Here is a 22,189-nt window from a genome sequence, read left to right as displayed (position 1 = left end):
AGAGGCAAAGCATGAAGAAAACCATCGCCTTGTTCCTGGGCGCGGCCCTGCTTTGCGCAGGCGTTGCCCAGGCAGCGGAAAAACCACAGCTGCGCATCGGTGCCCGGGTGTTCACCGAACAGACCGTGCTCGCCGAGATCACCGCCCAGTATCTGCGCGCCAACGGCTTCGATGTGCGGGTGACCACCGGCCTGGGCAGCAATATCGCCCGCCAGGCCCAGGAAACCGGCCAGCTCGACCTGATGTGGGAATACACCGGCGTATCGCTGGTCTCGTACAACCATATCGACGAGCGCATGCCCGACGCCGCAGCCACCTATGCGCGAGTGAAAGAACTCGACGCGAAAAAGGGCCTGGTCTGGCTGACTCCGTCGAAGTTCAGCAACACCTACGCCCTGGGCCTGCCAAAGGCCGTCGCCGAGGCCTACCCGCAGATCAACTCGATCAGCGACCTCAACCAGGTGCTGCGTGACGAGCCCGACCGCAACCACCTGGTGGCGCTGGACACCGAGTTCGCCAACCGCCCGGATGGCCTGGTCGGCCTGCGCGAGCTGTACGAGCTGCCGCTGGACCGGCGCAACATCCGCCAGATGGACGGCGGCCTGGTGTACACCGCCATGCGCAACAACCAGGTGTTCGCCGGCCTGGTCTACACCACCGACGGGCGCTTGAGCGCGTTCGACCTCAAGCTGCTGGAGGACGACAAGCACTACTTCCCCGACTACACCGCCGCCCCGGTACTGCGCCAGGCCGTGCTCGACGCCCACCCTCGCCTGGCCACCCTGCTCAAGCCGCTGGCCGAGCAACTGGACGACGAGACCATGCGCCAGCTCAACGCCAAGGTCGATGTCGAGCACCAGAGCCCGACGGTGGTGGCCGCCGCGTTCCTGCGTGAGCACCCACTCAGCGAGGTACAGCCATGAACCTGCTCGACACCTTCGCCCACCTCGACTGGGCACAGGTCCTGCAACTGACCTGGCAGCACATCATGCTGGTCGGCATCGCGGTAAGCCTGGCGATCCTTGTCGGCGTGCCGCTGGGCATCCTGATGACCCGCTTCCCGGTGTTCGCCGGCCCCCTGCAGGCCAGCGCCACGGTGCTGCTGACCATCCCCTCCATCGCCCTGTTCGGCCTGCTGCTGCCGTTCTACTCGAAATTCGGCCAGGGCCTGGGGCCGCTGCCGGCAATCACCGCGGTGTTCCTTTATTCACTGCTGCCGATCCTGCGCAACACCTACCTGGCCCTGACCAACGTCGAGCCCGGTATTCGTGAAGCCGCCCGCGGTATCGGCATGACCTTCGGCCAGCGCCTGCGCATGGTCGAGCTGCCCATCGCCGTGCCGGTGATCCTCGCCGGTGTGCGCACCGCCGTGGTGATGAACATCGGCGTGATGACCATCGCCGCGACCATCGGTGCCGGCGGCCTGGGCGTGCTCATTCTCACCTCCATCAGCCGCAGCGACATGTCGATGCTGCTGGTCGGCGCGGTGCTGGTCAGCCTGCTGGCGATCATCGCCGACCTGCTCCTGCAAGCCCTGCAACGTGCCCTGACTCCAGAAGGACTGCGCTCATGATCGAACTGAAGAACCTCAGCAAGACCTTCAACGTCAACGGCAAGGACGTCAAAGCCGTCGACTCGGTAAGCCTCACCGTCAACGAAGGCGAAATCTGCGTGTTCCTCGGCCCCTCCGGCTGCGGCAAGAGCACCACGCTGAAGATGATCAACCGCCTGATTACCCCGACCTCCGGGCAAGTGTTCATCGATGGCGAGGACACCACCGGCCTGGACGAGGTGACGCTGCGCCGGCGTATCGGCTACGTGATCCAGCAGATCGGCCTGTTCCCCAACATGACCATCGAGGAGAACATCACCGTGGTGCCGCGCCTGCTCGGCTGGGACAAGCAGAAATGCCATGACCGCGCCCGCGAGCTGATGCACATGATCAAGCTCGAGCCCAAGCAGTACCTGCAACGCTACCCGCGTGAACTGTCCGGCGGCCAGCAACAACGCATCGGCGTGATCCGCGCCCTGGCCGCCGAGGCCCCGGTGCTGCTGATGGACGAACCGTTCGGCGCGGTCGACCCGATCAACCGCGAGATGATCCAGAACGAGTTCTTCGAGATGCAGCGGGCACTGAACAAGACGGTGATCATGGTCAGCCATGACATCGACGAAGCCATCAAGCTGGGCGACAAGATCGCCATCTTCCGCGCTGGCAAGCTGTTGCAACTGGATCACCCGGACACCCTGCTGGCACACCCGGTGGACGATTTCGTCAGCAACTTCGTCGGCCAGGACAGCACCCTGAAGCGCCTGCTGCTGGTGCGCGCCGAGGATGCGGCGGACAACGCGCCGTCGCTGAGCCCGGAAACACCGGTGAGCGAGGCGCTGGAGCTGCTGGATGAGCACGACCGCCGTTATGCAGTGGTGACAGACGCCGCGAACAAGGCGCTGGGCTATGTGCGCCGCCGCGACATGCACCGCCAGCAAGGAACCTGCGGTGCCTTCCTGCGTCCGTTCAATGCCACCGCGGCGCACGACGAGCACCTGCGCATCCTGCTGTCGCGCATGTACGAGTTCAACCGGGCGTGGTTGCCGGTGCTGGATGCCGAGCAGGTGTTCCTGGGCGAGGTGACGCAGGAGTCGATTGCGGCGTACCTGAGTTCTGGGCGCTCGCGCGGAGCGAAGACCTCGATCGTGTCGCCGGCCGAGGCAGTGACCTCCTGATAGAAAGCCGGGGGGCGCTTTGCGCCCCGGCAATCTTGGATCAGAACCCTACACTGGCCTGCACATAGAACGTGCGCGGCTCACCCACATAGATCCCCGCGTTGTTGTCGCTGGAGCGGGTGAAATACTGCTTGTCGAACAGGTTCTTCACCCCGGCGGCCAGCTTCAGGTTCGACAGCTGCGGCCCGAACGCATAGCCCCCCCGGGCATGCCAGGTGACGTAGCCCGGAATATCGCCATACTGCCCGTCGGCGCTTGGCTCGGTGATGTAGTTGCCGTTGAAACTGCCATTGGCGTTCATCCCGGTGCCCGGCGCGCGCTGCTTCGACTGGGCGTAGGCATCCAGGTTCCAGGTCCAGCGGTTGACCTCGTAGCGCACGCCGGCGGTGGCTACCTGGCGCGAATAGAACGGCAGGTCACGGCCCTTGAAACCAGGGATCTCCCCCTCGTAGGTGGCACGGGTGTAGGTGTAGCCGGCATTCACCGACAGCCCCTGCAGGCGTGGGTCCAGGCCGGACAGGTCGTAGCGCGCCGAAGCCTCGATGCCCTGGTGCTTGGTCGCCCCGAGGTTGGTCCAGCCGACATCGTTGCTGATGTATTGCAGCTCATCGTCGAAGTCGATGTAGAAGGCTGTCAGCTCACCGGCCCAGTGGCCGTTGTCATAGCGCGTGCCGATTTCGTAGGTCTTCGCCTTCTCCGGCTCCAGGCCGTTTGCCGTGCTGTCGCCAACGCCGCCCTGGCCCAGCTGGAAGTACTGCAGGCTGCCGAACGAGGTCTCGTAGTTGGCGAACAGCTTCCAGGCGTCGGACATGTGGTACATCACGCTCAGCGCCGGCAGCGGTTCGTTGCTGGTGATGCTACGGTTCTTCTCCGGCACCGGACGGTAGTTGGCGTCCAGCACCGGTCGGTCGCGCCAGTCGGTGTTGATGTGCTCGAAGCGGATGCCCGGAGTGATGGTCCAGTTGCCGACGTCGATCTTGTCGTCGATGTAGTAGGCGCTGGCCTCGGTGCCACCGCTGCGGTCCTGGAACACATGGCCGTCGGAGGTCGGTGTCACGGTCGGCACGTTGTCGACCAGCGCCAGGCGGGTGGACTGCTCGCGCATCGCTTCCTTCAGGTAGCGATAGCCGACGCTGACTTCCTGGGTGGTCGGGCCGACGAAGAAGATCCGCGACAGGCGTGGCTCGATGGCGAAGGTGTGGTAGTTGCGCGGATACGACGACAGGGTCTTCTGGTCGCGGGCGGCGATGGCGCTGCCACGGAAGCTGTCGGTGTAGTAGGTCAGCACCTCGAACTGGGTGGCATCGTCGATCTGCCGCTGCCACTTGAACGACACGTCCTTGCGCCGGCCGCTGAAGTAGTCGTAGTCGCGCACCGACTGGTACGGGTTGTGATCGTACTGGGCCTGGGTCAGGCCGCCCGGCATGTCGGCACGGCCGTCGTAGTAGTGGAAATTGAGCCAGAACTCATCGACATCGGTCGGAGCCCAGTGGGTCTTGAGCATCACATCGTCGATATCGTTGTCGTTGTTGCTTTCGCGATAGCCATCGCCATTCACGCCGGTATACAGCAACGCCACGCCCATGCCGTTGTCGGCGGTGCCGCCGACGAAGGCCGACTCGGTGTGCTTCCAGCCGCCATCGCGCGAAGTCTCGAGGGTGGTGGACAGCTCGCCGCTGGCCTTCTCGGGGATCGCCCGGGTGACGAAGTTGATCACCCCACCGACGTTCTGCGGGCCATAGCGCACCGAGCCTGCACCACGAACCACATCGATGCTGTCGAGGTTGCCCGAGGAGATCGGCGCCATCGACAACTGTGGTTGACCGTAGGGGGCGAAGGCTGCCGGGATGCCATCGATCAACACCGTCGAACGCGGCGACAGGCGCGACGTCAGGCCACGCACGCCGACATTCAGCGACAGGTCGCTGCCACCGGTGCCGTTGGAATCCTGCACCTGCACGCCCGGGATACCGCGCAGGGCGTCACGCACGTTCATCGTGCCCTTCTCCACCATCGCTTCACGGCGTACCACGGTGCGCGCGCCCGGGTGATTCTGCACCACGCTCTGCTCGGCGTCGCCCAGCCAGTCCCCGACCACCTTGATATCGGTGGGCGCCAGCTCCAGGCTACCGGTGGTCAGGGTGCCAGCGGCCTGGGCCGGCTTGACCACCACGGTGTCGGCGGACTGCTCAAAGGTCAGCCCGCTGCCTTGCAGCAGTTGCTGCAGGGCCTGCTCCGGCGCCAGGTTGCCGGACACCGCCGGGGCCTGCTTGCCATCCACCAGCTCGGGACTGAAGAACAGTTGCAGGTTGGTCTGCTGGCCCAATTGCTTGAGCGCGCCCGCCAATGGCTGGGCCTGGATCTGGATGTTGTCGGCGTAGCTGTTGCCGGCGGCGGCGCTGACCGCCAGGGCCAGCGCCAGGCGGCGCAGCTGGAGAAGGGAATTATTGTTGTTCACGTCTTCGATGGGTCCTGAGAGTCGGGATAAACGCCAACCGCACGCAAATGGAAATGCTTGGCAGTTGCAGCTGGCGGGGAAGACGAACGAACGGAAAAAAACCTGAATCTATTTCAGAACAATTTCGCTGGAGCCGTCCGCAAGGGTCTTCACCCGCACCGGCAGGATGCTCGGCAAGGCCCGCAACAGGGCGTCCGGGTCGTCAGTGCTGAAGGTGCTCGACAGGCGCAGCGCGGCGGCCTTGCCGGGCGCCACATGCAGTGGCCGGGCACGGTAGCGCGAGACTTCCGCCACGACATCGCTCAGCGGCGCGTTGTCGAATACCAGCTTGCCCTGGCGCCAGGCGGTCACCGCGTTGGCATCGATGGCATAGGGCGCGGCGACCTTGCCCTGCGCATCGATATGCGAACCCTGGCCCCCAGTGAGCAGCGCCAGCGACTCGCCCGCGCCCTGTACCTTCACCGAACCTTGCTCCACCGCCACGCGGGTGCTGTTCGGATCCTGGCGTACATCGAAGCGGGTGCCGGTGACGGTGACATCGCCCTGGGCAGTGCTCACCACGAAGGGACGATCGCTGTCATGGGCGACGATGAACATCGCCTCGCCCGCGCCCAGGCGCACATGGCGCTGCCCCGCAGAGAACATCACCTGCACCTGGGTGGCACTGTTGAGCTCCAGCCGTGAACCGTCCGGCAGTTCGACCTGACGCCGCTCGCCCAGGGCCGTAGTCAACGTGTCCTTATGGTTGAGCTGTTGATACTGCCAACCTGTCCAGCCCAGCCCCAGCGCGACCACCGCCACGCCGGCCGCCAATGCCTGGCGCAGCAGGCGGCGGCGCGGCAACTGACGTACCGGCTCGGGCTGGCACAGCGCTTCGAGGCGTTGACGCGGAATGAAGTCGGCGGCGCGCCACAGTTGCGCCACGCGCTCGTACTCTTGCCGATTTGAGGGGTGCTGCGCCAGCCACGCCTGCAACGCCGCCTGCACGGCATTGTCGTGCGGCGCGTCCTGGGCGCGGGCGAACCAGCTGGCCGCCTGCTCGCCCACGGGATCGGGCGCGTGCTGTTTCATCGAAGGGGTCTCCTGACTCATCTGGCCGACACATCCAGGTGCTCACGCAGATGTCGGAGCGTGCGGATCATATACTTTTCGACCATGTTCTTAGTCAAACCCATGCGCTCGGCAATTTCGGCCTGGGTCAGGCCTTCGAGCTTCTGCCAGATGAACACCCTGCGGCAATTCAGCGGCAGCTCGGCCAGCGCACGCTCGACGCTGTCGGCCAGTTCCAGGGCATGTACATACGCTTCCGGGTCGTCCCCTGCGGCCATGCCCCCTGCGAAGGTCTCAAGCTCCAGGGCCTGGCGCCGGTCCTCGCGGCGAAAGCCGTCGACGGCGATGTTACGGGCGGTCTGGTGCAGATAGGCGCGTGGCTGTTCGACCTGCTCGCGCGGGTTTTCCAGCACCCGCACAAAAGCATCGTGGGTGAGGTCCTCGGCCTGCTGTCGACTGCGCAGTTTGCGCGTCCAGGTGCCGATCAGCTCTTGGTAATGGTCGAGGAAGCCTTTGGGTCCGGACACGGTCGGGGTCGTCAGGGAGGCAGATGAGGTCGCGAATAGTAATGTTTCTCATCAAGGACGGCAATCGACATGTCCCTTGCACGACCAATGGCCACGACGGGCTCTGCGTAACAAAAAATTTATGGCCAATTTTGCGGTAAAAACCGGGCTGAGCATGTGGCCATAAATTTGAACACTCCGTAACCATTCGCCGCTCTGCCTCAAACCCCGACAAACGGTCACCCAGGGTTTCCTCCGCCCTTTCGCAGCGAAACCAGAGCCATCATGCAAAGAATGAAGCTGTCAGCCGATCGCGGCCAGATCGCCACCTATTCCACAATTTTTTACGCTGGTGGCCTTTTCAGGAACCTACCGGGCGCACATCAGTCGGTTATCACAACGGCAGCTCCGCGACAGGCGACGAGCACCCCGGGATTGCCTGTTGATATTGCCGTTTTCACGTCCTAAAGTGCGCGCCGAACGTCCATGCTGGAAACGATCCATCCGGCTCAAGTACTGACGACGAGACAGCAAGGTCATCCGCCTTTTCCGGCACGACTGACCTTTTTGCTTTCGGCGACATGCCTTGGGAAGTAGGCGAACCAAAGTGGGGATACGGAGGACGTTCAGTTGCTGCCACTTATCTTTTCAGTTTGCCCATGGAGCCCCTGAGCATGTCGATCCAGGTCGAAGACTACTTTGCGCGTGACACCTTCCAGAAAATGAAGGCGTTCGCCGACAAGCAGGAAACCCCGTTCGTTCTCATCGATACCCAGATGATCAGCCAGGCCTATGACGACCTGCGCGCCGGGTTCGAATTCGCCAAGGTCTACTACGCGGTCAAGGCCAACCCTGCGGTCGAGATCATCGACCTGCTGAAGGAAAAGGGCTCGAGCTTCGACATCGCCTCGATCTATGAACTGGACAAGGTGCTCGGCCGCGGCGTCAGCGCGGACCGTATCAGCTACGGCAATACCATCAAGAAGTCCAAGGACATCCGCTACTTCTACGAGAAAGGCGTGCGCCTGTACGCCACCGATTCCGAGGCCGACCTGCGCAACATCGCCAAGGCCGCGCCGGGCTCGAAAGTCTATGTGCGTATTCTTACCGAAGGCTCCACCACCGCCGACTGGCCACTATCGCGCAAGTTCGGCTGCCAGACCGACATGGCCATGGACCTGCTGATCCTCGCCCGCGACCTGGGCCTGGTGCCTTACGGCATCTCCTTCCACGTCGGCTCGCAACAGCGCGATATCAGCGTGTGGGACGCGGCCATCGCCAAGGTCAAGGTGATTTTCGAGCGCCTGAAGGAAGAAGACGGCATCGAGCTGAAGCTGATCAACATGGGCGGCGGCTTCCCGGCCAACTACATCACCCGCACCAACAGCCTCGAGACCTACGCCGAGGAGATCATCCGCTTCCTCAAGGAAGACTTCGGCGACGACCTGCCGGAAATCATCCTCGAGCCTGGCCGTTCGCTGATCGCCAACGCCGGCATCCTGGTCAGTGAAGTGGTGCTGGTGGCACGCAAGTCGCGCACTGCCGTCGAGCGCTGGATCTACACCGACGTGGGCAAGTTCTCCGGCCTGATCGAAACCATGGACGAGGCGATCAAGTTCCCGATCTGGACCGAGAAGAAAGGCGAGGCCGAGGAAGTGGTGATCGCCGGCCCGACCTGCGACAGCGCCGACATCATGTACGAGAACTACAAGTATGGCCTGCCGCTGAACCTGGCCATCGGCGACCGCCTGTACTGGCTGTCCACCGGTGCCTACACCACCAGCTACAGCGCGGTGGAGTTCAACGGTTTCCCGCCGCTGAAGGCTTACTACCTGTAATGCACAACGGGGCCGCAAGGCCCCGTTTTCAATTCTATCGCGGGGCAAGCCCACGCCCGTCGTGAATACCCGTGGAAGCGGGCTTGCCCCACGATATGACCGGAACAGACATACTCAAGTACCACGCTGTTCGATCTCTTCGGCATAACGCGCCGCAAAAGCCATCAAGACCGGCCCCGCCCCCTGCAACGTCGCCAGCGCACTGCGCAGGAAATTCAGGTTGCCCTCGACCCTGGCCCGGTCCAGCCAAGGCCCGGCCTCGGCTATCTGCCCCCGCTCGACCAGCACCAGCGCCAGGCTGAACATCCCGCGGAAATCCCCCGCCTCGGCAGAACGCCGGTACCAGCGCATGGCCCGCACCGGGCTCGCGGCGGTGGCAATGCCCTGCTCCAGATACCGCCCATACAGGTTCATCGACTTGGCATGCCCCAACTGCGCGGCTTTCTCGTAGCACATCAACGCCTGGGACTGGTTGGCCGCCACCCCACGACCGGTGGCCAACAGGTTGGCCAGGTTGTACATCCCCCAGTCCAGCCCGGCGTCGGCCGCCCGGGCATAGTGAATGGCTGCCTGGGCGAGATCCACCTCGCCCCCCCAGCCGTGCTCGAGGCAACGGCCAAGCATGTTGTGGGCCATGGCGCTGCCGCCCTGGGCGGCAATGGCGAACCAACGGCGGGCCACGGTGGCATCCTCTTCGATACCGCGCCCATCGAGCAGGATCTGCCCGAGCAACAGCTGCGCCTCGACCGCCCCCTGCCCTGCCGCCGTGAGGATCGCCTGCGCGGCCTGCCCCGGGCTGTGCTCGAGCATCGCCTTCAGCCCGGCGACATCCACCACTTCCTCACGGCGCAATTGATAAGACACGGCTCAGACCTCGGCCCAGCGGCGCAGCAGGTTGTGGTAGGTGCCCGTCAGTTGCAGCAGCGACGGGTGCTCCGGCACATCGGCGCCGAGATGGCGGATGGCATTGTCCATCTCGAACAGCAAGGTGCGCTGGCTGTCCTCGCGCACCAGGCTCTGGGTCCAGAAGAACGCCGCATAGCGCGCCCCGCGGGTGACCGGGTTGACCTTGTGCAGGCTGGTGCCGGGGTACAGCACCAGGTCGCCGGCGGCCAGCTTGACCTGGCGCACGCCGTAGGTGTCCTGGATCACCAGTTCGCCGCCGTCGTAGCTGTCCGGGTCGCTGAGAAACAGCGTCGAGGACAGGTCGGTACGCACGCGCTCCGGGCTGCCCTTGGGCTGGCGCAGGGCATTGTCGATATGGAAGTCGAAGCTGCCGCCCTCGCGATAGCAGTTGATCAGCGGCGGGTACACCTTGTGCGGCAGCGCCGCGGACATGAACAACGGGTTGCGCCACAGCCGCTCGATCAACGCACTGCCGATTTCCTTGGCCAGCGCATGGCCCTCGGGCAACTGCAGGTTGTGCTTGGCCTTGGCCGACTGGTATCCGGCGGTGATCTTGCCATCGGCCCAGTCGGCCTGCTCCAGGGCCTCGCGAATGCGCAGGATTTCATCGGCCTCGAACAGGCCTGGGATGTGAAGCAGCATGGCGACGGCACCGAGAGCGATAGGGGCGTCAATGATATTGATTACCTTTTACTCACCACAAGCCCCTTTCACCCCCCTTTCACCAGGGCAAGACGCACGAGACCGTTAAAACCGTAACGCCAAATTGTAAAGAATGTAAATTTCCGGCGAATGGTAACGCTTCTCAATTGTTCCTTACATTCGCTTACATTAACATCCGCGGCCTTCATACCTTGGGGAAGGTCTACAACAATGCGTCACGTGCCATCTGCTGTGAGTTCACCACGTCTGCTCGCCTCCGCCATCGGCATGGCGATCACCGCCACCTCGGCATATGCCGCCGACCCGGCCGCCAGCAACGCCATCACCCTCGACGCCACCAGCGTCAATGGCAAGGCCGAACAGGCAAGCACCGAGTACAGGGTCGACAAGGCCTCGTCGCAGAAGTACACCGCGCCATTGGTGGACACGCCGCGCTCGATCACGGTAATTCCCCAGCAGGTGATCAAGGACACCAACGCCATGTCCCTGCAGGACGCCCTGCGCACTGTGCCCGGGATCACTTTCGGCGCCGGCGAAGGCGGCAACCCGCAGGGCGATCGCCCCTTCATCCGCGGCTTCGACGCCCAGGGCGACACCTACCTGGACGGCGTGCGTGACACCGGCGCCCAGACCCGCGAAATCTTCGCCATCGAGTCTGTCGAAGTGGCCAAGGGGCCGAACTCGGCCATTGGTGGCCGCGGTGCAGCCGGCGGCACCATCAACCTGGTGAGCAAGCGCGCGCACCTGGGCAACTCGCTGGACGGCGCCTGGACCTGGGGCAGCGACCAGACCCAGCGTTACACCTTCGACGGCAACTACCAGTTCAGCGACAGCGTCGCCGGGCGCCTGAACCTGATGACCCACGAGAGCAACGTCGCCGGCCGCGACAAGGTCAACTACGACCGCTGGGGCATCGCCCCGTCGCTGGCGTTCGGCCTGGGCACGCCGACCCGCGTCAATCTCGACTACTACCACCTGGAAAGCGACGACCTGCCGGATTCGGGCATCCCCTACAGCGTGCCACGGGCTGGCAGCACCGCACGCACCTCTGCCCATCCGGACAAACCGGTGGACGGCGGCGACAGCGACAACTTCTACGGCTTGACCGGCCGCGACTTCCGCAAGACCCGTGTCGATATCGCGACCTTCGCCATCGAGCACGACCTGTCCGACACGCTGACCATCAAGAACACCCTGCGCCACGGCAACAGCATGCAGGACTATGTGCTGACCCAGCCTGACGACAGCGCCGGCAACGTCAACAACAACGGCGTCTGGCGTCGCGCCAACACCCGTGTGGGCAACACCGCCACCACCACCAACCAGACCGACCTGTTCGGCGAGTTCTACCTGGGCGGCCTGAAGAACAGCTTCTCCACCGGCGTCGAGTTCACCAAGGAAGAGTCCGACCGCCAGAGCTACACTGTCACCCCCAACAGCAAGCTCACCTGCACCGGGCCGGGCAGCGGCGGCAGCTGCACCTCGCTGGACAACCCGAACCCGGACGATGCCTGGGTCGGCACCGTCGCGCGCAACTACGCCGGCACCAAGACCAGCAGCAAGACCCGCGCACTCTACGTGTTCGACACCCTGGAGCTGACCCCGCAGTGGCTGCTCAACATGGGCCTGCGCTATGACCACTTCGACACCGACTACCGTGGCTACAATGCCGACGGCAGCACCGCGGTGAGCGCCAAGGGCGTGCCCGCCAAGGGCCAGGACACCAGCGAGTTCATCACCGGCCAGCTGGGCCTGGTGTGGAAGCCAGCCGACAACGGCAGCATCTATGTGTCCTATGCCACCTCGGCCACGCCGCCTGGCGCCATGCTCGGCGAAGGTACCGAAGGCAACCCGCTGGGCAACACCACCGACCGCTCCGGCAACCTGCTGGGCAGTGACATGGAGCCGGAAGAAACCACCAACTACGAGCTCGGCACCAAGTGGGACCTGCTCGACCAGCGCCTGTCCCTGGCAGCGGCGCTGTTCCGCACCGAGAAGGAAAACGCCCGGGTCCAGGTCAACACCAACACCTACGAGAACGTCGGTGAAACCCGCGTGCAAGGCATCGAGCTGTCGGCCAGCGGCAAGCTGACCGACAAGTGGCAGGTGTTCGCCGGCTACACCTACATGCAGGCCCGCCAGATCGACGGTGGCCCGCTGGGCAAGGCCAACGACGGCAACCAGCTGCCCAACACGCCGAACAACAGCGCCAGCCTGTGGACCACCTACCAGCTGACGCCCAAGTTGACAGTCGGTGGCGGCGCCTTCTATGTCGACGACGTCTACGGCAGCGTGGCCAACACCACCATGGTCGACAGCTACGTGCGCTACGACGCCATGGCGGCCTACAAGCTGACCAAGAACATCGACCTGCAGTTGAACGTGCAGAACCTCACCAACGAGGTGTACTACGACAAGGCGTTCTCCACCCACTTCGCCAACCAGGCAGCGGGACGAACGGCATTGCTGACCACCAGCGTCCACTTCTAAAAGCCGCACCCCAGGCCCCGTTCAATCGATTGAACGGGGCTTTTGCGTATCAAGGCATAATGCACGCCGCGCAGTTGCTGGCGGCAAGACCAAGGTGATCGATGTGGTGAAGAAGACGCTGTTCCAATTGCACTGGTTGCTTGGCATCACCGCCGGCCTGGTTCTGGCGCTGATGGGCATCACCGGCGCGATCTGGTCATTCCAGGAAGAACTGCTGCGCGCGTTCAACGCCGAGGTGCTCAAGGTCGAGGTACGCCAGGAAGGCGTGCTGCCGCCGGCCGAGCTGGTGCGTCGGGTCGAGGCCGCGCAAGGCGACCAGATCTCCATGCTCTGGGTCGATACCCGCGACGGCAACGCGGCGCGGATCTTCTTCACCCCGGCCCCCGGCGAGCGCCGTGGCGCGCTGCGCTATGCCGACCCGTACACCGGCGAGCTCAAGGGTGAAGTCGCAGGCCTTGGCTTTTTCAACCTCATGCTCAACCTGCACCGGTTCCTGGCCATGGGCGACACCGGCCGGCAGATCACCGGCGCCTGCACCCTGATGCTGATCTTCTTCTGCCTCTCCGGGCTGTACCTGCGCTGGCCGCGCAAGGCCCTGAACTGGCGGACCTGGCTGACCCTCGACTGGGCAAAGAAAGGCCGCGCCTTCAACTGGGACCTGCACGCGGTGTTCGGCACTTGGTGCCTGCTGTTCTACCTGCTGTTCGCCCTGACCGGGCTGTTCTGGTCCTACGAGTGGTACCGCGCGGGCCTCAACCGCCTGCTGGCCGACCAGCCTGCGGCGGGCGAGCAGAAACGCGGCGAAGGCCGTGGCGGTCGTCATGGCCCGCCCAAAGTGGACAAGAACGCCCCGCCTCGGGTGGTGGACTATGACGCCATCTGGGCCAACCTCAAGGCAGCTGCAGGCCCGGACCTGGCCACCTACAACCTGCGCCTGCCACCGGCCGGCGGCCAGCCCGCGACGCTGTTCTACCTGCTGCGGGGCGCCGAGCACGAGCGGGCCTTCAACACCCTGACCCTCGACCCGGCCAGCGGTCAGGTCAAGCGTCACGAACGCTATGCCGACAAGTCGTTCAAGGCGCAACTGCTGCAAAGCGTCTATGCCCTGCACGTCGGCGAGTACTTCGGCCTGCCCGGGCGCATCATCGTCACCCTCGCCAGCCTGACCATGCCGCTGTTCTTCGTCACCGGCTGGTTGCTGTACCTCGACCGCCGCCGCAAGAAACGCCAGGTACGCGCCGCCCGTGGCGCGGTGGGTGATCAGGGCAACGCCGGCGACAGCTGGCTGATCGGTTTCGCCAGCCAGAGCGGTTTCGCCGAACAGCTGGCCTGGCAGAGCGCCGGCCAGCTACAAGCTGCCGGCTTGCCGGTGCAGGTCCGTCCGCTGGCCGAGCTGGGCGAAGCCCAATTACGCAATGCCAACCGCGCACTGTTCGTGGTCAGCACTTTCGGCGACGGTGAAGCCCCGGACAGTGCCCGCGGCTTCGAGCGCAAGGTCCTCGGCCAGCCGTGGGCGCTGGAGCACCTGGACTACGCCCTGCTCGCCCTGGGTGACCGCCAGTACCCGCACTTCTGCGGCTTCGCCCGCCGCCTCCAGGCCTGGCTCGGCGAGCGCGGCGCCACCTGCGCCTTCAGCCCGGTGGAAGTGGACAATGCCGACCCTGCCGCGCTTGCGCTGTGGCAACAGGAACTGACGCAACTGACCGGCACTCTTCCGGTCGCTGCCTGGCAACCACCGAGCTTCGGCAACTGGCGCCTGCTGCGCCGTGAACTGCTCAACCCGGGCAGCCAGGGCGCGCCGGTCTACCTGCTGGGCCTGCAGGCGCAAATGCCCGCAACCTGGGAAGCAGGCGACCTGATCGAGATCCTGCCGCGCAATGGCCAGCCCCGTGTCGATGCCTTCCTGGCAGGCCTGGGCCTCGACCCTCGTTGCCCGGTGCAACTCGACGGCCTGCAGGAAAGCCTGGCGCAGGCCCTGGCCAGCCGCCAGCTACCGGTCGGCCGCGAACACCTGGTCGGCCTGCATGCCCAGGCGCTGGTCGATGCCCTGATCCCGCTGGCCGCCCGCGAATACTCGATTGCATCCATCGCCAGCGACGGCGCGCTGGAGCTGATCGTGCGCCAGGAGCGCCACACCGATGGCAGCCTGGGCCTGGGTTCCGGCTGGCTGACCGAGTATCTGCCACTCGATGGCAGCGTCAGCGCACGCCTGCGTCGCAACAGCGGCTTCCACCTGCCCGGCGGATCGGTCCCCCTGGTGCTGATCGGTAACGGCACTGGCCTGGCTGGCCTGCGCAGCCTGCTCAAGGCGCGCATCGCGGCGGGTGAGCAGCGCAACTGGCTGCTGTTCGGTGAGCGAAACCGGGCGCACGACCTGCTGTGCGGTGAAGAACTGCAAGGCTGGGTGGCAAGCGGCGACCTGCAGCGGCTGGACCTGGCTTTCTCACGGGACCAGGCAGAGAAGATCTACGTGCAGGACGTGCTGTTGCAGCAGGCCGCCGAGTTCAAGCGCTGGGTCGATGACGGTGCTTGCGTGTATGTCTGCGGCAGTTTGCACGGCATGGCTGCCGGCGTTGATGCAGCGCTGCAGGGCATGCTTGGTGAGGTGCGGGTGCAGCAGCTGATCGAGGATGGGCGCTATCGGCGGGATGTGTACTGACTGAATAAAGCATCAGGGCAAGTCGGGGCGCCGTCCCGACTTGCCCTGCGATGGGGTCAATGCAATTCGAAGGTATCGGCATCCATGTTGGCCGGGAACCGCGCCCGATACGCGGCCAGCTCCGCCGCCCGCAGCACCACGGTGAACACCCCGTCGGCCTCGCCCGCGCTGAGCAGGCTCTCACCCTGGAAGTCCAGCACCTGGCTGTCGCCGGAGTAGGCGAAGCCCTTGCCATCGGTGCCGACCCGGTTCACCGCTGCCACGAAGCACAGGTTCTCGATGCCCCGTGCCGGCAGCAGCCGGTTCCAGTGCAGGCGCCGCGCCGCCGGCCAGTTGGCGGTGTACAGCAGCAGGTCGGTGTCCTGGGCATCGCGGCTCCACACCGGGAAACGCAGGTCGTAGCAGATCAGCGGGCGAATCCGCCAGCCCTTGAGCTCGAACTGCACCTGGCGCTCGCCCGGGGTGTAGTGCTTGTGCTCACCGGCCATGCGGAACAGGTGGCGCTTGTCGTAGTGCAGGATCTCGCCATCGGGCCGCGCCCACAGCAGCCGGTTGCGATGGCTGCCGTCGGCGGCCTGGATGATCACGCTGCCGGTGATCACGGCGTTGGCTTTCTTCGCCTGGGCCTTGAGCCATTTGTAGGTCGGGCCGTTTTCCGGCTCGGCCAGGCTTTCGGACTCCATCGAAAACCCGGTGGTGAACATTTCCGGCAGGACCACCAGGTCCACCTCACCGGCCTGGGTGATCAGTTCCTCGAAGTGCGCGTAGTTCGCCTCCCGGTCGTGCCAGGCCAGGGTGGTCTGCACCAGGGCGATTTTCAGGTTCGGCAGTTGGCTCAAATCGCGCATAGTCTTTCCGCTGCCTGGCGCAGCGTCTCCTCGCGTTTGGCAAAGCACAGGCGTACCAGGCGTTGCTCGGGGATGGGTTGCTGGTAGAACACCGACACCGGGATGCTGGCCACGCCATGCTCACGGGTCAGCCACAGCGCCATGTCGACATCGTTCAGGTCGGGGCGAATCTGCGAATAGTCCACCAGTTGGAAATAGGTGCCCGGGGTGCGGGTGAAGGTGAAACGCGAGGCCTGCAGTAAATCGCAGAACAGGTCGCGCTTGGCCTGGTAGAAGGCCGGCAGTTCGTCGATGTGCTCAGGGTGCTCGGCCATGAAGTCGGCCAACGCGCACTGCAAGGGCGTGACGCCGCAGAAGTTGACGTACTGGTGCACCTTGCGCAATTCGGCGCTGAGGGCCGGTGGCGCGACCACGTAGCCGGTTTTCCAGCCGGTGACGTGGTAGGTCTTGCCGAACGAGCTGATGACGAAGGCTTTGCTGTACAACTGCGCGTGGGCCAGCACGCTGGCGTGGCGCACACCGTCGTAGATCAGGTGCTCGTAGACTTCGTCGCTGACCAGGTAGATATCGCGGTTGCCGATCAACGCGGCCAGCTGGTCCAGGTCGTCGCGGTTGATCAACGCGCCGCTGGGGTTGTGCGGCGAATTGAGGATGACCATGCGCGTGCGCGGGCTCAACGCATCGCTGAACTTCTGCCAGTCGATGCTGAAGCTGCCGTCGCGCAGCGGCACATGCACGCAGCGGCCACCGGCCAGTTCCACCGACGGCTCGTAGCTGTCGTAGCTGGGGTCGAAGACGATCACCTCGTCACCGGGGTGGATCACCGCCTGGATCGCGCAGAAGATCGCCTCGGTGGCGCCGGGGGTGATGGTCACTTCCTGGTCGGCATCCACTGCCACGCCATACAGCCGGGCGATCTTGGCCGCAACCTGCTGGCGCAGGGCTGGCAGGCCAGTCATCGGCGAATACTGGTTATGCCCGGCGGCCACGTGGCGGCCAACGGCATCGAGCAGGGCCTGGGGGCCGTTGAAGTCAGGGAAGCCCTGAGACAGATTGAGCGCACCGGTCTGCATGGCCAGTTGCGACATGGTGGTGAAGATGGTCGTGCCGACGTTCGGCAGTTTGCTGCGGATCATGGAGCCCTCTTTCCTGGGGTTTGTCCGGCACGGGGGTGGATCCGAGCATAGCGGAACGAGCGGTCAGGAAAAAGGTTGAAACAATAGGGGGATTGCGGTGGATCAAAGAGCCCTATCGCCGGCAAGCCGGCTCCCACAGGTATTGTGGCTTGTGCTTACGCTGTGGGAGCCGGCTAGCCGGCGATGAAGCCAGCACGGAATCAGCGCTTGTCGCGGCGCTTCTTCTCGGCCTTCTTGTGGTGCGACATCAGGCGGCGCTTCTTGTTGACCTGGCGATCGGTGAGGGTGTTCTTCTTGCCCTCGAACGGGTTGTCACCACCCTTGTACTCGATACGGATCGGCGTGCCGACCAGCTTGAGCACCCGGCGGTAGGTGTTCTCCAGGTAACGCGAGTAGGAGTTGGGGATCTTGTCGGTCTGGTTGCCGTGGATCACGATCAGCGGCGGGTTGGCGCCACCGAGGTGGGCATAGCGCAGCTTGATGCGGCGGCCGTTGACCAACGGCGGCTGGTGCACGCTGATGGCGTCTTCGAGGATCTGCGTGAGGCGGCTGGTCGGCCAGCGGGTGACCGCCGACTTGAACGCGGCCTGCACCGACTTGTACAGATGGCCCACGCCGGTGCCGTGCAGCGCCGAGATGAAGTGGATGTCGGCGAAGTCGACGAAGAACAGCCGGCGCTCCAGCTCAGTCTTCACGTAGTCGCGCTCGCCCGGCTCCATGCCGTCCCACTTGTTCAGGGCGATGACCACGGCGCGGCCGGCGTCGAGGGCGAAGCCCAGCAGGTTGAGGTCGTGGTCGACCACGCCTTCGCGGGCGTCCATGACGAAGATCACCACGTTGGCGTCCTTGATCGCCTGCAGGGTCTTCACCACCGAGAACTTTTCGACTTCCTCGTGGATCTTGCCGCGCTTGCGCACACCGGCGGTGTCGATGAAGGTGTACTTCTCGCCATCACGCTCGAACGGAATGTAGATACTGTCGCGGGTGGTGCCCGGCTGGTCGTACACCACTACGCGCTCTTCGCCGAGCATGCGGTTGACCAGGGTCGACTTGCCAACGTTGGGGCGGCCGATGATGGCGATCTTGATACCGTCTTTCTCGCTCGGGCCGGGGATGCGCGTGGCTTCTTCGCCTTCGGCGACATCCTCGTCGAGGGCTTCTTCCTCGGGATCACGGGGAATATGGCCGAGCAGAGACTCCATCAGGGCGTTGATGCCGCGGCCCTGGGAGCCCGCCACCGGGATGGCGTTGCCCATGCCCAGCGGCGAGAACTCGGCGCGGGCGATATCGGGATCGATGTTGTCGATCTTGTTGGCGACCAGGATCGCTTCCTTGTTCCGCTTGCGCAGGTGATCGGCGATCATCTGGTCGGCGGCGGTCATGCCGGCCCGGGCATCAACCAGGAACAGCACGTAGTCGGCTTCCTCGATGGCCATCAGCGACTGCTCGGCCATCTTCTCGTCCATGCCCACCTCGTCACCGGTGATACCGCCGGTGTCGATCAGGATGTAGGAACGACCCTGCCAGCTGGCATCACCATACTGGCGGTCACGGGTCAGGCCCGACAGGTCACCGACGATGGCATCGCGGGTCTTGGTCAGGCGGTTGAACATGGTGGATTTGCCGACGTTGGGGCGGCCCACCAGGGCGATTACGGGAACCATGCGGCTCTCCACTCTTGAATTCTTGAAAATGCAAAGGCCGCTGCAAGGCAGCGGCCGGAGTTCGGGCGGCGTTTCCTACGCCGCAACCTGAGCCCGCGAACGGGCCCAAGCATAGCTTCAGCGGATGGTCAGTGCCTCGAGTTTGCCGCTGTTGCCGAAGACATAGATGGTGTCGCCGACCACCAGTGGGCGGGCGCGCAGGCCATCGCTGTCGATACGCTCACGGCCGACGAAACGGCCATCGACCTGGCTGAGCAGGTGCAGGTAACCCTCGAAGTCACCGACGGCCACATAGCTGGAGAAAACTTCCGGCGCCGACAGCTGACGGCGGGCCATGGAGTCGTTGCTCCACAGCGAGCTGGAAGAACGCTCGTCGACGCTCTGCACGGTGCCCGACGCTTCGCTGACATAGACGTTGCCGAAGCCCTGGGCGACACCCACGTAGCTGGAGGCATCGCGCTGCCACAGCACTCGGCCGCTTTCCAGGTCCAGGCCGGCGACGCGGCCCTGGTAGGTGCTGACGTACAGGGTGCCACCGGACAGCAGCAGGCCGCCGTCGATGTCTACCACGCGGTCCAGCTCGGAACGGCCCTGCGGCACAGCCACGCGGCTTTCCCACACTGGCACGCCGTTGCTGATGTCGACCGCCACCACCTTGCCGGTGGACAGGCCGGCAACGGCCAGGCGGTTGGTCACCACCGGCGCACCGGTACCGCGCAGGGTCAGTACGGCCGGGCTGTTCTCGTAGATCCAGCGACGGTCACCCGTGGCGGCGTCGAAGCCGACCAGGCGGTCGTCCTGGGTCTGCACCACCACCACGTCACCATTGTTGGCGGGCGGTGCCAGCACTTCGCTGGAGACGCGCGAGCGCCAGCGCTCCTCGCCGGTGCTGGAGTCCAGGGCAATGACCTCGCCCTTCAGGGTACCCAGCATGACCAGGCCATAGCCCACGCCCACGGCGCCGGAAACCGGCAGCTCGAGGTCCTTCTTCCACACCACGTCACCGGTGATGCGGTTCAGCGCGAAGACTTCGCCGTTGACGTCGGAAGCGTAGATGCGGTCGTTCTCGATGGCCGGCACCAGGGTGTTGTAGGTCTCACCCTGGCCGTCACCGATCGAACGGCTCCACTGCTTCTTCAGTACCACTTCCTCGGTGAACTTGGTCAGCTCGGCCGGGGGCAGTTCCTTCTTGCTGTTGCTGCTGCAACCCGCCGCCAGGACGGCGAGGGTGAGCACTGCTGCTTGTTTCCAACCCTTCACTTCAGGCGTCCCCTTTGGCCAGGTCATCCAGCTTCAGTTGCAGGCCACCGATCGCGGCGTCGTCGGACAGCGCGGCCTTGGCTTTTTCGTAGGCGCCGTGCGCGTCGTCGGCGCGGCCCAGCTGCACCAGCAGGTCGCCCTTGAGTTCTTCACGGCTGGCCAGGAAGGCCTTGTCGGTGTCGCCGTCGAGCAGCTTGAGGGCGTCCTCGGCCTTGTCCTGTGCCGCGAGCACACGGGCCAGGCGCTGGCGCGAAATCTCGCTCAGGGTGGCGTCAGCCGGCTTGTCCATCACGCTCTTGAGTTCGCTCGCCGCGTCGTCCAGCTTGCCGCTCTCGACCGCCACCTTGGCGACGAACAGGCTGCCGTACTGGGCGTAGGCAGTGCCGCCGAACTCGCTCTTGAGCTTGCCGGAAAGCTCCGCCACCTTGCTCGCGTCAGGCTTGCCATCCGGCGTCAGCGAGGTTTCCAGCAGGGCCTGGTACAGCGCCGAAGCGCCTTGGGACTGGTTGGCCTGGTACTTGTGCCAGGTCTGCCAGCCCATCACCACCACACCGGCCAGCAGGGCGCCGGTCAGCAGTGGCTTGCCGTTGCGGTTCCACCAGTCCTTGGCCGCTGCCAGGCCTTCATCATCGGTACTCGACACCCCAATACTCCTATTCGCCTATTCGTTGTCGGACCGCATCACGCCTGGGCGATCGCGGTTTCCAGGTGCGCAGCAAGCGCATCCCAGGCAATGTTCTGTTGTTCGCCCTGGCCACGCAGGGGCTTCACGCCAATCTCTTGCTTGGCCAGCTCGTCGTCGCCGAGGATCAGGGCGAACAGCGCGCCGCTCTTGTCGGCCTTCTTGAACTGGTTCTTGAAGTTGCCGCCACCGGCGTTGACCGCCAGGCGCAGGTTCGGCAGACGATCACGCAGCTGCTCGCTGATCTTCAGCCCGGCAAGCTCGGCCTGCTCCCCAAAGGCGCACAGGTAGACGTCGATGGTACGGCTGATCGACTCAGGCACCTGGCCGAGGGTTTCGATCAGCAGCAGCAGGCGCTCGATACCCATGGCAAAGCCAACGCCAGCGGTCGGCTTGCCGCCCATCTGCTCGACCAAGCCGTCGTAACGCCCGCCGGCGCAGACCGTGCCTTGGGCACCGAGCTTGTCGGTAACCCACTCGAATACGGTCTTGCTGTAGTAGTCCAGGCCGCGTACCAGCTTGGTATTGATCACGAACGGGATGCCAGCAGCGTCAAGACGCGCCTTCACACCCTCGAAATGCACGCGGGACTCTTCGTCCAGGTACTCTTCGAGCTTCGGCGCGCCCACCAGGGCGGCCTGGGTGCCTGCGTTCTTGCTGTCGAGGATACGCAGCGGATTGCTCTTCAGGCGGCGCTGGCTGTCTTCGTCCAGCTGATCAATGCGCTGGGACAGGAACTCCACCAGTGCATCGCGATAACGCCCGCGGGCTTCGCTGGTGCCAAGGCTGTTGAGCTCCAGGGTCACTGCGTCCTGGATACCCAGCAACGCCCAGAGGCGCCAGGTGAGCATGATCAGTTCGGCGTCGATATCCGGGCCGGCCAGGTTGAACACCTCGACACCGATCTGGTGGAACTGCCGGTAGCGTCCCAGTTGCGGGCGCTCGTGGCGGAACATCGGGCCCACGTACCAGAGCTTCTGCACCTGGCCATTACCGATGATGCCGTGTTCGAGCACTGCGCGCACGCAAGCGGCGGTGCCTTCCGGGCGCAAGGTAAGCGAGTCCTTGTTATCCTGGAAGGTGTACATCTCCTTCTCGACGATATCGGTGACTTCACCGATCGAGCGCTTGAACAGCTCGGTGAACTCGACAATCGGCGTGCGGATCTGGCTGTAGCCGTAGCTGTCCAGCAAGCCAGCCACGGTGCCCTCGAAGTAGCGCCACAGCGGCGACTGGTCGGGCAGGATGTCGTTCATGCCACGGATGGCTTGCAGCGATTTGCTCACGAATAGTCCTTACGAA

The 22,189-nt window shown here is 64.6% G+C and carries 17 protein-coding genes; 6 read left to right on the top strand and 11 right to left on the bottom strand.

Features of this window, described 5'->3' with window-relative positions; all coding sequences use genetic code 11:
* The first annotated feature begins 11 nt into the window (after positions 1-11).
* Genes C3F42_RS22675 through C3F42_RS22665 form a run of 3 tightly spaced genes read left to right on the top strand, consistent with a single transcriptional unit; the run spans position 12 to position 2,727 of the window.
* Positions 12-923 carry a glycine betaine ABC transporter substrate-binding protein gene (locus tag C3F42_RS22675; protein ID WP_023630618.1) on the top strand — a complete coding sequence of 304 codons (912 nt, stop codon included), beginning with the start codon at positions 12-14 and terminating at the stop codon, positions 921-923.
* Positions 920-1,573: an ABC transporter permease gene (locus C3F42_RS22670; protein WP_023630617.1), complete on the top strand. Its 654-nt coding sequence runs from the start codon at positions 920-922 to the stop codon at positions 1,571-1,573. The genes C3F42_RS22675 and C3F42_RS22670 overlap by 4 nt, the downstream gene beginning before the upstream one ends.
* Positions 1,570-2,727, top strand: a complete 1,158-nt coding sequence (locus tag C3F42_RS22665) for a betaine/proline/choline family ABC transporter ATP-binding protein (protein WP_104444938.1) — start codon at positions 1,570-1,572, stop codon at positions 2,725-2,727. The genes C3F42_RS22670 and C3F42_RS22665 overlap by 4 nt, the downstream gene beginning before the upstream one ends.
* A gap of 40 nt (positions 2,728-2,767) precedes the next feature.
* On the opposite strand, the gene C3F42_RS22660 is transcribed toward C3F42_RS22665, so the two are convergent.
* From C3F42_RS22660 to C3F42_RS22650, 3 genes are all read right to left on the bottom strand, one after another.
* Positions 2,768-5,185 (bottom strand): TonB-dependent siderophore receptor, encoded by a 2,418-nt coding sequence (locus tag C3F42_RS22660; RefSeq protein WP_104444937.1) that lies wholly within the window; start codon positions 5,183-5,185, stop codon positions 2,768-2,770.
* A 108-nt stretch (positions 5,186-5,293) separates the two neighbouring features.
* Entirely contained in the window at positions 5,294-6,256 is a 963-nt protein-coding gene (locus tag C3F42_RS22655; RefSeq protein ID WP_104444936.1) for a FecR family protein, read from the bottom strand.
* A 17-nt stretch (positions 6,257-6,273) separates the two neighbouring features.
* Positions 6,274-6,762, bottom strand: a complete 489-nt coding sequence (locus C3F42_RS22650) for an RNA polymerase sigma factor (protein WP_038706762.1) — start codon at positions 6,760-6,762, stop codon at positions 6,274-6,276.
* A gap of 653 nt (positions 6,763-7,415) precedes the next feature.
* Here C3F42_RS22650 and C3F42_RS22645 point away from each other — a divergent pair.
* A complete protein-coding gene (locus tag C3F42_RS22645) occupies positions 7,416-8,579 on the top strand; it encodes a type III PLP-dependent enzyme (protein WP_025337787.1) in 1,164 nt (387 codons plus the stop codon).
* A gap of 114 nt (positions 8,580-8,693) precedes the next feature.
* On the opposite strand, the gene C3F42_RS22640 is transcribed toward C3F42_RS22645, so the two are convergent.
* On the bottom strand, positions 8,694-9,443 hold the full coding sequence (locus C3F42_RS22640; RefSeq protein WP_038706763.1) for a tetratricopeptide repeat protein: 750 nt from the start codon (positions 9,441-9,443) through the stop codon (positions 8,694-8,696).
* A 3-nt stretch (positions 9,444-9,446) separates the two neighbouring features.
* On the bottom strand, positions 9,447-10,127 hold the full coding sequence (locus C3F42_RS22635; RefSeq protein WP_023632550.1) for a Fe2+-dependent dioxygenase: 681 nt from the start codon (positions 10,125-10,127) through the stop codon (positions 9,447-9,449).
* A 231-nt stretch (positions 10,128-10,358) separates the two neighbouring features.
* Here C3F42_RS22635 and C3F42_RS22630 point away from each other — a divergent pair, with 231 nt between their 5' ends.
* Both C3F42_RS22630 and C3F42_RS22625 read left to right on the top strand, forming a co-directional pair.
* Positions 10,359-12,638 (top strand): TonB-dependent siderophore receptor, encoded by a 2,280-nt coding sequence (locus C3F42_RS22630; RefSeq protein WP_104444935.1) that lies wholly within the window; start codon positions 10,359-10,361, stop codon positions 12,636-12,638.
* Between the two features lie 103 nt (positions 12,639-12,741).
* On the top strand, positions 12,742-15,297 hold the full coding sequence (locus C3F42_RS22625) for a sulfite reductase flavoprotein subunit alpha (protein WP_104445332.1): 2,556 nt from the start codon (positions 12,742-12,744) through the stop codon (positions 15,295-15,297).
* Between the two features lie 56 nt (positions 15,298-15,353).
* On the opposite strand, the gene C3F42_RS22620 is transcribed toward C3F42_RS22625, so the two are convergent.
* The 6 genes from C3F42_RS22620 to hisS form a co-directional block, all read right to left on the bottom strand.
* On the bottom strand, positions 15,354-16,145 hold the full coding sequence (locus C3F42_RS22620; RefSeq protein ID WP_046854260.1) for an amidohydrolase: 792 nt from the start codon (positions 16,143-16,145) through the stop codon (positions 15,354-15,356).
* Positions 16,133-17,281, bottom strand: coding sequence for a pyridoxal phosphate-dependent aminotransferase (locus C3F42_RS22615; protein ID WP_023630728.1), 1,149 nt, complete (start codon positions 17,279-17,281; stop codon positions 16,133-16,135). The genes C3F42_RS22620 and C3F42_RS22615 overlap by 13 nt, the downstream gene beginning before the upstream one ends.
* A 200-nt stretch (positions 17,282-17,481) precedes the next feature.
* A complete protein-coding gene (der, locus tag C3F42_RS22610) occupies positions 17,482-18,945 on the bottom strand; it encodes a ribosome biogenesis GTPase Der (RefSeq protein WP_023630727.1) in 1,464 nt (487 codons plus the stop codon).
* Positions 18,946-19,062: 117 nt separating this feature from the next.
* A complete protein-coding gene (bamB, locus tag C3F42_RS22605) occupies positions 19,063-20,232 on the bottom strand; it encodes an outer membrane protein assembly factor BamB (RefSeq protein WP_094011722.1) in 1,170 nt (389 codons plus the stop codon).
* Positions 20,207-20,848, bottom strand: a complete 642-nt coding sequence (locus tag C3F42_RS22600) for a tetratricopeptide repeat protein (protein WP_038706767.1) — start codon at positions 20,846-20,848, stop codon at positions 20,207-20,209. The genes bamB and C3F42_RS22600 overlap by 26 nt, the downstream gene beginning before the upstream one ends.
* 38 nt (positions 20,849-20,886) lie before the next feature.
* Entirely contained in the window at positions 20,887-22,173 is a 1,287-nt protein-coding gene (gene hisS, locus C3F42_RS22595) for a histidine--tRNA ligase (protein WP_038706768.1), read from the bottom strand.
* Between the last annotated feature and the right edge of the window lie 16 nt (positions 22,174-22,189).

It is taken from the genome of Pseudomonas sp. PONIH3, assembly GCF_002934345.1.
GTDB classification, from domain to species: Bacteria; Pseudomonadota; Gammaproteobacteria; order Pseudomonadales; family Pseudomonadaceae; genus Aquipseudomonas; species Aquipseudomonas soli.
This window is presented reverse-complemented; position numbering and strand designations above follow the sequence as displayed.